Origin of the sequence: Streptomyces sp. BE20 (assembly GCF_036322525.1) — a bacterium.
In the GTDB taxonomy this organism is placed as follows: Bacteria; Actinomycetota; Actinomycetes; order Streptomycetales; family Streptomycetaceae; genus Kitasatospora.
Window position 1 is genome coordinate 39,146 of the sequence record NZ_JAQYWW010000507.1, and the last position, 14,003, is coordinate 53,148.

The 14,003-nt window shown below is 76.9% G+C and carries 4 protein-coding genes; all 4 read left to right on the top strand.

The genetic code is table 11. The annotated features are described in order from the left end of the window. The first annotated feature begins 356 nt into the window (after window positions 1–356). Genes PUR61_RS07445 through PUR61_RS07460 form a run of 4 tightly spaced genes read left to right on the top strand, consistent with a single transcriptional unit; the run spans window position 357 to window position 14,003 of the window. The gene (locus PUR61_RS07445) at window positions 357–3,713 is read left to right on the top strand and encodes an amino acid adenylation domain-containing protein (RefSeq protein WP_329876927.1); all 3,357 of its coding nucleotides are present in this window, start codon (window positions 357–359) and stop codon (window positions 3,711–3,713) included. Then, the gene (locus tag PUR61_RS07450) at window positions 3,710–9,424 is read left to right on the top strand and encodes a non-ribosomal peptide synthetase/MFS transporter (RefSeq protein ID WP_329876929.1); all 5,715 of its coding nucleotides are present in this window, start codon (window positions 3,710–3,712) and stop codon (window positions 9,422–9,424) included. Before PUR61_RS07445 ends, PUR61_RS07450 begins: the two co-directional genes overlap by 4 nt. Further along, complete coding sequence (locus PUR61_RS07455; protein WP_329876931.1) at window positions 9,421–10,947, top strand: class I adenylate-forming enzyme family protein; 1,527 nt, start codon at window positions 9,421–9,423, stop codon at window positions 10,945–10,947. The genes PUR61_RS07450 and PUR61_RS07455 overlap by 4 nt, the downstream gene beginning before the upstream one ends. Next, entirely contained in the window at window positions 10,944–14,003 is a 3,060-nt protein-coding gene (locus tag PUR61_RS07460) for a non-ribosomal peptide synthetase (protein WP_329876933.1), read from the top strand. Before PUR61_RS07455 ends, PUR61_RS07460 begins: the two co-directional genes overlap by 4 nt.

Below are 14,003 nucleotides of genomic sequence, written 5' to 3' on the forward strand. Positions count from 1 at the left end.
TTCCGGGGCCGGGGGCGCGGTGGCGGGGAGCGGCTGCCGACGTCGCGAAGGGTCGGGCGGAGGGGCCTGGGGCGGGCCGTCCCGGGCTGTGTTTCGGGAGGCTTTCCGCCGTTCACGCCCGGATCGGACCCCTTCGCCCTGGCTGTCCCACCCGTCACACTGGTCCCACCGGTGAAGCTGGTCCAGACCATTGACGCCCCCTTGGGGGCTCCCTAGCATGATCCGCACTGCGGCGGCCATACGGGGGCCCGCCGCCTTCGCCGAGCGCGCAGCTCCCTTCCACCCACACAGGGCACGCGGCCGAGCCATGTCCCAGACCCGCCGTCCCCTTTGCGGGGCGGGTACCGAGGAGCACCATGTCCAGGACCGTCCAGGAGCCCGAGCACCGGCCTGCCCAGCCGTCCACGCCCGGCAGCCCGACCACCACCAACGCCGTCAACGCCACCGCCACGTCCACCGCCACCGCCGTCCTCACCGTCGGGCAGGAACGCCTCTGGTTCCTCGACCAGATGGACCCGGGCGACCCCGCGTACAACATCCCGCTGGTGCTGCGCCTCACCGGCGAGCTGGCCCCGGGGTCGCTGCGCGCCGCCCTCGACGGGCTGGTCGCCCGCCACGAGGCGCTGCGCACCCGGTTCCCCGCCGAGGACGGGCGGCCGGTCGCCCTGGTCGACGCGGCGGCGCCCGTCCCGCTCGACGAGATCGACCTGCGCGGACGCCCCACCGAGGAGACGGCCGCCGCGCTCGCCGGACGCACCAACCGCGGCTTCGACCTGGCCGCCGGACCGCTGCTGCGCGCCGCCCTGCTGCGCACCGCCGACCGCGAGCACGTGCTCTGCCTCGTCCTGCACCACATCGCCGCCGACGGCTGGTCACTCGGCCTGCTCCGCACCGAACTCGCCGACCGCTACGCAGCGCACCGCGCCGGACGGCCGCTCGACCTGCCCGCCCCGCCCTCCTACGCCGCCCACGCCGCCGCCGAACGCGCCTGGCTCGCCGGCCCGGAGGCCGCCGGAGCGGTGGCGTACTGGCGCGATCGGCTGGCCGGCGCGCCCGCCCTGGAGCTGCCGCTGGACCGGCCCCGGCCCGCCGGGCCTGGCAGCACGGGTGCCTTCCACACCCGGATCCTGCGCGGCGCCGGCCCCGAACTGGAGACCTTCGCCCGCGCCCGCCGGATGACCCCGTTCATGGTGCTGGCCGCCGCCTACCAGGCACTGCTGCACCGCTGCACCGGCCAGGACGACTTCTGCGTCGGCGTGCCCACCGCCGCCCGCACCACCGTCGAGAGCGAGTCGACGGTCGGCTACTTCTCCTCGGCCCTGGTGCTGCGCGCGGACCTCGCCGACGCGCCGACCTTCGACGCGCTGCTGCGCCGGGTCCGCAGCGACTGGCTGGGCGCACTCGGCCACGGCCGGGTGCCGTTCGAGCAACTCGCCGAGGAGCTCCGGCCGGACCGCGACCCCGGCCGGACCCCGCTCTTCCAGACCCTGCTGACCGTGCACACCCAGCGCGGCGGAGCGCTGGACGAGCACGCCTTCGCGGACCTGGTCTGCGCCGAGACGGACGGCGGCCACACCGCCGCCAAGTTCGAACTGGCCCTGGACGTCCGGCCGGACGGCGCCGACCTGCAGGCCGTGTTCGGCTACCGGACCGACCTGCTGGACGAGGAGTGGGTCGTCAGGCTCGGCCGCCGCTTCGAGACCCTGCTGCGGGCCGCGCTCGCCGACCCGGACACCCCGGTCCACCGGCTGCCGCTCCTGGACGCGGACGAACGCGCCGCCCGGGCGGGGGAGTCCACCGGACCGGCGCTGCCCGACCACCCGGCCACCGTGCTCGACGCGATCGACCTCGCCGCAGCGGCGGAACCGGCGGCCGTCGCGCTGGTCGGACGCGACGAGACCCTCGACCGGGCGCAGCTCGCGGACGCCTCCCGCGCCCTGGCCGCCCGGCTGGCCGCCCACGGTGTGCGGCGCGGCGACCTGGTCGCGTTCTGCCTGCCGCGCGGGCCGCGCGCGGTGGTCGCGATGCTGGCGGCCTGGCGGGCCGGCGCCGGCTACCTGCCGCTCGACCCGGAGTACCCGGCCGCCCGGCTCGCCTTCATGCTCGCCGACAGCGGCGCCGCGGTGCTGGTCACCACGGACGGCGCGCCCGTCGACGGCCTGACCACCGCGGTCCCGGTGATCCCCGTCCTGCCCGCCCGCTCCGTCCTGCCCGCTCGCCCCTTCGTGCCCGCCGACGCGGACGGCCCCGGCGGACCGGCCCCGGACGCCGCGCCCGTGCCGCTCCCGGCCGGGGCCGCCGCCGGCCCCGACGACACCGCCTACCTGGTCTACACCTCCGGTTCGACCGGAACCCCCAAGGGCGTCCTCGTCCCGCACCGCGCGCTCGCCGCCCGGGTCGCCTGGATGCGCGAGGGCTACGGCATCACCGCCGCCGACCGGGTGCTCCAGTACGCCTCGCTCTCCTTCGACACCTGCGCCGAGGAGGTGTTCCCGGCCCTCGCCGCGGGCGCCGCCCTGGTGGTCGCCGATGCCGGAGCCGCACTGCCCGACCAGCTCGCCGAGCCGTCCGCCGCCGGCCTCACCGTCCTCGACCTGCCCACGCCGTACTGGCACCGGCTGGCCGCCGACCTCGACGCCACCCCCTGGCCGCCCGGTCTGCGGCTGCTGATCCTCGGGGCCGACCAGGTCGCCCCGGAGGCCGTCGCCGCCTGGCGGGCCCGCTTCGGCGACAGCGTCCGGCTGGTCAACTCCTACGGCCCCACCGAGACCACCGTCATCGCCACCACCGCCGAACTCACCGCCGCGGACGCCGGGCACCGCCCGCCGATCGGCCGGCCGATCGGTGCCACCACCGTCGCCGTGCTCGATCGCCACGGCACGCCCGTACCGCCCGGCACTCCCGGCGAGCTGGTCGTCGGCGGGGCCGGTGTCACCGACGGCTACCTCGGCCGGCCGGGGGCCACCGCCCGCGCCTTCGTCCCCGACCCGGACGGCCCGCCTGGCGCCCGCCGCTACCGCACCGGTGACCTGGTGCGCCACCGCGCCGACGGCGCCCTGGAGTTCCTCGGGCGGATCGACGCGCAGGTCAAGGTGCGCGGCTACCGGATCGAGCCCGGCGAGGTCGAGTCGGCGCTGCTCGCCCGGCCCGGCATCGGCGAGGCCGCGGTGGTCGCCCGCGGCGACAGCCTGGTCGGCTACGTCGTGCCCGCGCCCGGCGCGGGGGCTCCCGACCCGGCCGCGCTGCGGGCCGCCCTGGCCGCCACCCTGCCCGCCCACCTGGTGCCCAACGCCCTGGTCGCGCTCGACGCGTTGCCGCTGACCCCCAACGGCAAGCTCGACCGCCGGGCCCTGCCCGCCCCCGACACCCGCCCCGACCTGCGCGCCGCCTACCTCGCCCCGCGCACCGAGGCGGAGGAGCTGGTCGCCGAGGTCTGGCAGGAGGTGCTCGGCCTCGACCGGGTCGGCGTCCACGACGACTTCTTCGATCTCGGCGGCCACTCCCTGCTCGCCACCCGGGTCATCGCCCGGATCCGCGGGACGGCCGACCTCGCCGTCCCGCTGCGCACCCTCTTCACCCACCGCACGGTGGCCGCCTTCGCCGACGCCGTCGAAGCCGCCCTGGTCGCCGAGCTCGCCGCGCTGTCCGACGACGCCGTCGAGGAACTGCTCGCCGCGCAGGACGCCCTGGAAGGGACCGCAACGCCGCAATGAGCACCGACATCACCATCTCCGCCGCCGGGGCGGACGCGCCCGCTGCGGGCGCGCCCCCGGCGGACCCGTCGCCCACCGCCCCGTCGCCCAGCGGCGAGGCCCCTGCGGTCACCGCCCCGGCCCGGGCGGCCGAGCCGCCGGCCGCCGGTCTCACCGCCGCGAAGCGGGAGCTGCTCAGCCGGCGGCTGCGCGCCCGCACCGCCCCGCGCGGGGCGATCCCGCGCCGCGCAGCCGACGCGCCCGTACCGCTGTCCTTCGCCCAGGAACGCCTCTGGTTCATGGAGCAGTTCGCACCGGGCACCGCGGCCTACAACATCCCGGTGGTCCGGCGGCTGCGGGGGCCGCTGGACGCCGGAGCCCTGCGCCGCGCCCTGGACGCCTCCGTCGCCCGGCACGAGACCCTCCGCTCCCGGTACCCGGCCACCGAGGACGGCCGCCCGCTGCTGGCCGTCGACCCGGCCGGCCCGGCCGCCTTCACGGTGACCGACGCCGACGGCGAGGCGCACGCCGGACGGCTGGTCGACGAGACCTCCGCCGTCCCGTTCGACCTGGAGAACGGCCCGCTGCTGCGTGCCCTGCTGATCCGGCTCGCCGACGACGACCACGTCCTCCTGCTGGTCGTCCACCACAGTGTGGGCGACGGCTGGTCCAGCGAGGTACTGCTCGGCGAGATCCTCCGCGGCTACGCCGCGTACGCGGCCGGCCGGCCCGACCCGCTGCCGGAACTCGCCGTCCAGTACGGTGATTTCGCCATCTGGCAGCGCGAGCGGCTGAGCGGCGGTCGGCTCGCCGCCGAGGTCGCGCACTGGGGCCGGGAGCTGGCCGGCGTCGAACCGCTGGAGCTCGCCTTCTCCCGCCCCCGGCCGCCGCGCCAGACCTTCGACGGCGCCGGCTACGGCTTCGCGGTCGACCGGGACCTGCTCGACCGGCTCACGGCGCTCGGCAAGCAGCACGACGCCACCGTCCACATGGTGCTGCTGGCCGCCTTCCAGGCCCTGCTCGCCCGGTACAGCGGGCAGCGGGAGTTCGCGGTCGGCTCGCCCGTCGCGGGCCGCACCGAGCCCGAACTCGAAGCCCTGGTCGGCATGTTCGTCAACGTGCTGGCCCTGCCCGCCCGCCTCGACGGCGACCCGGCCTTCACCGAGCTGCTCCGCCGCACCCGGGAGACCTGCCTGGAGGCGTACGCCCACCAGGAGTTGCCCTTCGCCCAGCTGGTCACCGAGCTCAAGGTGCCCCGCGACGTCACCCGGCCGCCGGTCTTCCAGGCCGTCCTCGCGGTGCAGAACTACGCCACCCAGCGCGACGGGATCGACGGACTGCCGGTGGAGGTCGAGCCGTTCGGGGTGCGGGCCAGCGGCACCCGGTTCGACCTGGAACTCTTCCTCCAGGAGTGGCCGCAGGGCCTGCTCGGTTCGTTCAACTACAACACCGACCTGTTCGCCGAGGGCGACATCGCCCGCCTCGCCGGACACCTCGGCCGGCTGCTCACCGCCGTCGCCGCCGATCCGGACACCCGGCTGTCCGCCCTCGGCGAGCTCCCGGAGGCCGAACGCGGCTTCGAGATCGACGAGTTCAACGACACCGCCGTGGACCGCCCGGCCACCACGCTGACCGCCCTGGTCGCCGAACAGGTCGCCCGCACCCCGGACGCGGTCGCCGTCGCCTTCGAGGGCAAGCCCGTCCTGACGTACCGTCAGCTAGACGCCGCCGCCGACCGGATCGCCGCCCGCCTCGCCGCCGAGGGCATCGGCCCCGGCAGCCTGGTCGCGGTCAGCGCCGAACGCTCGCCCGAGCTGGTCGCCGGCCTGCTCGGCGTGCTCCGAGCCGGCGCCGGCTACACCCCGCTCGAACCGGAGTACCCGGCCGAGCGGCTCGCCTTCCTGCTCGCGGACAGCGCCGCACCCGTCCTGCTCACCCAGCGCGGGCTCCCCGTCCCGGACGGCTGCACCGCGCGCGTCCTGCTGCTCGACGACCCGGCCGAGTGGCCCCGGGCGAGAACCCGGACCGGTGGCCCCGCCGGTCCCGTCGGGCCGGACCCCGACGACCCCGCGTACCTGATCTACACCTCCGGCTCCACCGGCCGCCCCAAGGGCGTCCCCAACACCCACCGGGCCATCGCCAACCGCATCCGGTGGATGCAGGACGCCTACCGGATCGGCCCCGGGGACGCCGTCCTGCAGAAGACCCCGGCCGGATTCGACGTCTCCGTCTGGGAGTTCTTCTGGCCGCTCACCACCGGCGCCAGGATCGTCCTCGCCAAGCCCGGCGGCCAGAAGGACAGCGGCTACCTGCGGGACCTGATCGTGCGGGCCGGCGTCACCGTCGCCCACTTCGTCCCCGCCATGCTCACCGTCTTCCTCGCCGAGGACGGCATCGAGGAGTGCACCGCACTGCGCCGCGTCGTGTGCAGCGGTGAGGCCCTCCCGCCCGACACCGCACGGGAGTTCACCGGCCGCCTGCCCGGCTGCGCGCTCGCCAACCTGTACGGCCCCACCGAGGCCGCCGTCGACGTCTCCGCCTGGGAGTGCGAAGGCCCGCTGGAGACCGTCCCGATCGGCCTGCCGATCGACAACACCCGCCTCTACGTCCTGGACGAGGCACTCCGGCCGGTGCCGCCCGGCGCCCCGGGCGAACTGCACATCGGCGGCCCCGCCGTCGCCCTCGGCTACCACCGGCGACCCGGCCTCACCGCCGCCCGGTTCGTCCCCGACCCCTACGGCCCGCCCGGTGCCCGCCTGTACCGCACCGGCGACCTCGCCCGCCGCCGGCCCGACGGAGCCCTCGAACACCTCGGCCGGATCGACCAGCAGGTCAAGATCCGGGGCCTGCGGATCGAACCCGGTGAGACCGAGGCCGCCCTGCGCGCCCGGCCCGGCATCGCCGACGCCGCCGTGGTCGTGCGCGAGGACCGGCCCGGCGACAAGCGGCTCGTCGGCTACCTCGTCCCCGAGCCCGGCGCCGACGAACCCGACCCCGCCGCCCTGCGCGCCGCGCTCAAGCGGACCCTCCCCGACCACCAGGTGCCCACCGCCTTCGCCGTCCTCCCGGCGCTGCCGCTGACCCCCAACGGCAAGCTCGACCGCCGGGCCCTGCCCGCGCCGCGCCTGCGCCGCGACGCCGGCGCCACCGCCCCCCGGACACCCGCCGAGCGGGTGCTCGCCGAGATCTGGGCCGAGGTGCTGGGCCTGCCCGAGGTCGGCACCGACGAGGACTTCTTCGACCTCGGCGGCCACTCCCTGCTCGCCACCCAGGTGGTCGCCAAGGCCCGCCGGCGCCTCCCCGAGGCCGGGGCCCGCCCGGTCAGCGTGATGGACCTCTTCACCTGCCGCACCGTCCGCGACCTCGCCGCGCTCGCCGCCCTCGACGAGCAGGACCGCGGCCCGCGCCGCCTGCTGCACCGGCTCACCCGGCCCGTCCCCGCCGACCGCCGCCGGCTCACCCTGGTCTGCGTCCCGTACGGCGGCGGCAGCGCCGTCGTCTACCAGCCCGTCGCCGACCTGCTGCCCGCCGACACCGAACTGTGGGCGGTGGCCATCCCCGGCCACGACATCGGCGTCACCGAGGAGCACCTGCCCTTCGACGAACTGGCCGAGCAGCTGGCCGCGGAGGTCCGCGAACGGGTGGACGGGCCCGTCGTGGTCTACGGGCACTGCGGCGTCGGCACCGCGCTGGCCGTCGCGACCGCCCGTCTGCTGGAGGCTTCCGGGCGGGAGCTGGAAGCGGTCTACGCCGGCGCCCAGTTCCCGTTCGCCAAGCCGCGCAGCCGCGTGCTCACCGCGCTCAGCGGACTCGCCTCGCTGGAGCCGCTGCTCGGCGACCGGGTCTACGTCAACTGGCTCACCGGCATGGGCGTCGACACCTCCGAGCTCGACCAGGACCAGATCCGGTTCATCGTCGGCAACATGCGCCGGGACTCCAAGGCCGCCGAGGCGTACTTCACCCGCGCCATCGCGGAGGTGGCCGCGGGCGCGCCCCGGCTGCGGGCGCCGCTGGTCTCGCTGGTCGGCGACCACGACCCGGCCGCGGACTTCTACCAGGAGCGCTACCGCGAGTGGCTGCTGCTCGCCGAGCGCTCCGCCGTGGCCGTGCTCGACCAGGGCGGTCACTTCTTCGTCAAGTACCGGGCCGCCGAGGTCGCGGAGGCGGTCACCACCGTGCACCGCGCGGTGCTGGCGGGGGAGACCGGTGACCTGCCCGCCCGGGCGCCGGAGAACTCCTGGTGGTTCCACGGCGAGACCGGCCCGCTCACGCCGCTCGCCCCCGAGGCCGCGGTCGACCCGGACACGCCGCTCGCCCCCGAGGCCGCGCCGGCCGCGGCGGAGCCCGACGGCCCGCAGCCCGGCCTCGGCCGCTTCCTCGCCGTCGCCACCGGCCAGCTGGCCTCCATCACCGGCTCCGCGCTCACCGAGTTCGCCCTGCCGATCTGGATCCTGCTGGAGACCGGCTCGATGGCGCGGTACGCGCTCTACGCCGTCGTCGCCATGCTCCCCGGCATCCTGGTCGGCCCGCTGGCCGGCGCCCTGGTCGACCGCCTCGACCGGCGGAAGGTGATGCTCGCGGGGGACGTCGCGGCCGGGGCCACCCAGGCCGCGATGCTCGCCCTGCTGCTCGCCGGGCAGCTGCACTCGTGGGAGGTGTACGTCCTGCTCGGCGTGCTCTCCGTCGCACTCACCTTCCAACGCCTCGCCTACGCCTCCGCGGTGCCGCAGATCGTCCCCAAGCAGTACCTCGGCCATGCCAACGGGATCGTCCAGCTCGCCTTCGGAACGGCGCAGTTCGTCGTGCCGCTGGTGGCCGTGGCGCTGATGGCGGCGATCGGCCTGCGCGGCATCCTGATCATCGACGTGGCCAGCTACGTCCTGGCGATCGGCATCCTGCTCGCGGTGCGGTTCCCCCGCACGCTGCCCTGGACCCGGCGCGAGTCCCTCACCGCGGAGATCAAGCAGGGCTTCGGCTGGTCCTGGCGCAACCGGGGCTTCCGGGCCATGCTGCTCTGGTTCGCCGGGCTGAACGTCTTCCTCTCCCCGCTGTTCCTGCTCATCACGCCCATGGTGCTCGCCTTCGACGACCTGGACGGCGCCGCCCGGGTGGCGGTGGCCGGCGGCGCGGGCGCGCTGCTCGGCGGCGTCACCATGGGCTTCTGGGGCGGACCGCGCCGGCACCGGCTGCGCGGGATGCTGGGCCTGGCCGCCCTGCTCGCCCTGGCCGGGGCCGTCACCGGTCTGAACGCCGGCCTCTGGGTGATCGCCGCGGGGGCGTTCGGGATGTCCTTCGCGCTCTCCCTGGTCAACGGCGTCTACTCGACGATCGTCCAGGTCAAGGTCCCGCAGCGGTTCCACGGCCGCGTCTTCGCGCTCAACACCCTGGTCGCGTGGTCGACCCTGCCGCTCGGTCACGGCGTCATCGCCCCGCTGGGTTCGGCCGTGTTCGGCCCGCTGATGGAGCCGGGCGGCGGGCTCGCCCCGGTCTTCGGCCCGCTGATCGGCACCGGCCCCGGGCGCGGCATCGCCCTGATGTACGTGCTGTTCGGCCTCGCCATGCTCGTCCTGGTCGCCGTCGGACTGCGGCTGCCCGCGCTCGCCCGCTTCGACCGGGACGTGCCCGACGCCGAACCGGACGACCTGGTCGGGCTGCGCGAGCGGGCCCGCCTCGCGGCCGACCGCCGGGCCGCGACGGAAGCCGCGGACCGGGCGAAGGCGGGCGCCGCGTGAACCGCGCCCCCGCCACCCTGCCCGAGCTGCTCGCCCACCGGGCCGCCGCCCACCCCGGGCGGACCGCGATCGTCAACGGCCCCGACCGGCTCGACTTCGGTGCCTGGCAAGCCCGTTCGGGAGCGCTCGCCGGCGCGCTGCGCGCCGCCGGACTCCGCTCCGGCGACCGGGTCGGCCTGCGCCACGGCACCGCCGACTGGGCGGCCTACGCCGTCGCCCACCTGGCCGTGCTCCGGGCCGGCGGCGTCGCCGTCCCGCTCTCCGACCGGCTCGCCCCGGCCGTCACCGCGCACGCCCTCGCCGACTCCGGGGCCCGGTTCCTCGTGTCCGCGGCGGCGGACGCCCCCGCCCCCGCGGACGGGGTGACGGCCCTCACCGAGGCGGACGCCGCCGGCCACCCCGCCGATCCCGGCCTCCCGCCCGCCGATCCGGCGGCCCCCGCCCAGATCCTCTACACCTCCGGCACCACCGGCACGCCCAAGGGCGTCACCGCCACCCACGCCAACCTGGCGTACGGCTGCACCCTGGACGAGCGCCGCCGCCCGCTGCGGCACTCCGCGGCGTTCCTGCACTCCTTCCCCGTCGGCACCAACGCGGGCCAGACCATGCTGGTCAACGCGCTCAACGCGCACGCCGCCTGCATCGCCGCCCCCCAGTTCACCCCGCTGCGGTTCCTCCGGCTGATCGCCGAACACGACGTCGGCAGCGTCTTCCTCGTCCCCGCGACGGCGATCGAACTGCTCGGCTCGACCGCCCTCGCCAAGGCAGGGGCGGACGCCCCCGGTGTGCTGGACGGCGTCAAGCTGGTCGGCTCCACCGCCGCGGCCCTCCCGCAAGCGGTCGCGCTGGCCCTCGGCCGGGCCTTCCCGCACGCCCAGATCGCCAACTACTACACCTCCACCGAGGCCGCGCCCGCCCAGGTCACCCTGCTCTTCGACCCGGAGCACCCGGAGTCGCCGGGGCAGCCGGCGTCGCTCGCCGACCTGCGGATCACCGACGCCGACGGCCGGCCGCTGCCGCCCGGCGAAGCGGGCGAGCTCTGGCTCCGTTCGCCGACCGCCCCGCGCGGCTACCTCGGCGAGCGGGACACGACGGTGTTCCAGGGCCGCTGGGTCCGGATGGGCGACCTCGGCCGGATCGACGCCGACGGCTTCCTCCACCTGCTCGACCGGGAGAAGGACGTGATCAAGTCCGGCGCCCACAAGGTGTCCACCCTCCAGGTCGAGAACGCCCTGCACCGCCACCCGCTGGTCGCCGACGCGGCCGCGTTCGGCATCCCGCACCCGGTGCTGGGCAGCGTGGTCGCCGCCGTCGTCGTGCTCGCCCCCGGCGCCGGGCCCGAGCACGCGGCACCGACCCCCGCCGAGCTGCGCGCCTTCCTGCTCGACCGGCTCGCCGCGCACGAGCTTCCGGCCACCGTCCTGTTCCGCGACGCACTGCCCCGCAACGAGGGCGGGAAGGTCCTCAAACGCGAACTGCGCCGGCTCCTGACGACCCACGAGTCCCCCGAGGCACCCCGATGAGCACCCCCCTCAGCCCCGCCCAGCACGGCATCTGGCTCACCGAGCAGACCCTCGACGCCGGCGCCGCCTACCACCTCGCCGTCACCGTCGGGTTCGACGGCCCGCTCGACGTCCCGGCGCTGGCCGGCGCCTGCGCCGCGGTCGCCCGCCGGCACCCCGCGCTCGGCAGCCGGATCGCCCCCGACGGCACCGCCGTCCTGGCCGGTCCCGCGCCCGAGCTGCGGGTGGCCGACTGCGGCGAGGACGAGCTCGGCAAGCTGCTCGCCGACGAGACGGCCGCCCGCTTCGACCTGGTCGCCGGGCCGCTCGCCCGGTTCGGCCTGTACCGGACCGGGCCGGGCCGGCACGTCCTGCTGGTGACCGTCCACCACCTCGCCTTCGACGGCGAGTCCAAGGACCGGCTGGTCGCCGACCTCGCCGCCGCCTACCGCGGTGACCTCCGGGAATCGGCGCCGCCCGCCCTGGCCGCGGCCGACCCGGCGCCGCAGGACGTCGCGGACGCCACCGCGTACTGGGCCGACCGCTGGCGCGAGCCCGGTGTGCCGGTCCTGCCCGGGCTGCGGCAGCCGGCGGACGGCGGAACCGCCCCCGGGCCCGGCGCCGCCGTCCCCTTCCGACTGACCGGCGCCCGGTACACCGCGCTGGCCGGCACGGCCGACCGGCTGGGCGTCACCCGCTTCGAGCTGCTCACCGCCGCCTGGCACGCCCTGCTGCTGCGCTACGGCAACCGGGCGCCCGCCACCGCCCTCGAACTCTCCGTCCGACGCCCCGGCGAGGAGACCGCCGTCGGCCTGGCGGTCAACGAACTGCCGCTGTTCACCGAGCCGTCGGCCGGGCAGCCGTTCGCCGCCTTCGCCCGGGCCGTGCGCGGGGAACTGCGCACGCTGTACCGGCACCGCACCGTGCCGCTCGGCCGGGCCGTCCGCGGCCTCACCCCGCGCACCGCGCTCACCCCGCTCTCCCTCAGCTACCGCCGCCGGCCCGCCGGCACCGCGGGCCCCGGCTTCGCCGCCGCGGGCACCACGGCCGGGGACCTCGCCGCGACGGTCCGCTGGACCGGCTTCGCGGGCACCGCCCGCAACCTCCTCCACCTCCAGTTCGTCGACTCCGAGGGCGAGTTGACCGGAAGCCTGCAGTACCGGACGGAAGCCCTCGCACCGGGTGTCGCCGAACGGATCGCGGGCCACCTCACCACCCTGCTGGACGGCGTGGTCGCCGACCCCGCCACCCCCGTCGGCGACCTGCCGCTGCTGGGCCCCGACGAACGGGCCGCCCGGCCGGCCGCACCGGCGCCCCGTCCCGAGCTCGCCGAGGACACCGTCCCCGCCCTGTTCGCCGCCCGCGCGGCGGCCACCCCGGACGCCGTCGCCCTGGTCGCCGACGGCGTCGCGCACTCCTACCGCGAACTCGCCGCCCTGGTCGCGCACGCCGCCGCCGCGCTCACCCGGCACGGCGCCGGCCCCGGCACGCTGGTCGGCATCGCGCTGCCGCGCGGCCGGGACCAGCTGGTCGCCGTCCTCGCCACGCTGGCCGCCGGCGCCGCCTACCTGCCGCTCGACCCCGAGTACCCGGCCGAGCGGCTCGCCTTCCTGCGCGCCGACGCCGGGCTCGCCCTCCGGGTCACCGGCGAACCCTCCGGGCCGGGCGACCTCGCGCCCGGCGACCTGGCCCCCGCACCGGCGGGCGCCCCCGGACCGGGCGAGGGGCCCGCGCTGCCCGCGGGCCCCTCGCCCGCCCACCCCGCCTACGTCCTCTACACCTCCGGCTCCACCGGCACCCCCAAGGGCGTCGAGGTGCCGCACGGCGCGCTCGCCAACCTGCTCGCCGCCCTGCGCGACCGGCTCGGCAGCCGCCCGGAGGACCGCTGGCTCGGGCTCACCTCGCTCTCCTTCGACATCTCCACCGTCGAGCTGCTGCTCCCGCTGACCACCGGCGGCCGGGTCGTCCTCGCCCCCGAGGGCGCCCACCGGGACGGGCCCGCGCTGCTCCGGCTGATCGGGCGCGAGCGGATCAGCCACGTCCAGGCCACCCCCAGCGGCTGGCGGGTCCTGCTCGACGCCGGCCTCCGGAGTGCGGCGCCCGGTCTGACCGCGCTCACCGGCGGCGAGGCGCTGCCCGCCCCGCTGGCGGCCGAACTGGCCGCCGCCACCGCCCGGCTGGTCAACGTCTACGGCCCCACCGAGACCACCGTCTGGTCCACCCTCGCCGAACCCGTCGAGACCGACGGCCGGGTCAGCATCGGCGAGCCGCTCGCCAACACCCGCGCCCACGTCCTGGACGAACGCCTGCACCCCGTCCCCTCCGGGCTGGCGGGCGAGCTGTACCTCGGCGGTGCGGGCGTCGCCCACGGCTACCGGGGCCGCCCCGGCCTCACCGCCACCCGCTTCCTCCCCGACCCGTACGGGCCGCCCGGCGCCAGGCTCTACCGCACCGGCGACCTCGTCCGGCTGCATCCCGGCGGCGCCCTGGAGTACGTCGGCCGCGCCGACACGCAGGTCAAGCTGCGCGGCCACCGGATCGAACTCGGCGAGATCGAGGCCAGGCTGGCCGAACACCCGGCCGTGGCCCGGGCCGCCGCCACCCTGTACGGCCCCGACGGTGACCGCAGGCTCGCCGCCTACGTCGTCCCCGCCGGTCCTCCGCCCGGGCCGGACGAGCTGCGCGCCCACCTCGCCGCCACGCTGCCCGCCGCCGTCCTGCCGAGCGCCTACGTCGTGCTCGCCGCGTTCCCGCTCACCCCGAACGGCAAGCTGGACCGCGCGGCCCTGCCCGAACCGGTCACCGTCCGGCCGGAGCCGACCGCCCCGGCCACCGGGCCGGACGAGCCCGACGACACCACCGCCGCCGTGCTCGCCATCTGGCGCGAGGTGCTGCGGCTGGACGACCTCGGGCCGGACGAGGACTTCTTCGACCTCGGCGGCCACTCGCTGCTGATGACGTCCATCGCCGCCCGGATCCGCCGACAGCTCGGCGTCACCGTCCCGCTGGACGTCTTCTTCGACACCCCGACCGTGCGCGGCGTCGTCGCCGCCGTCGCCGACCTTCGCAAGGAGTAG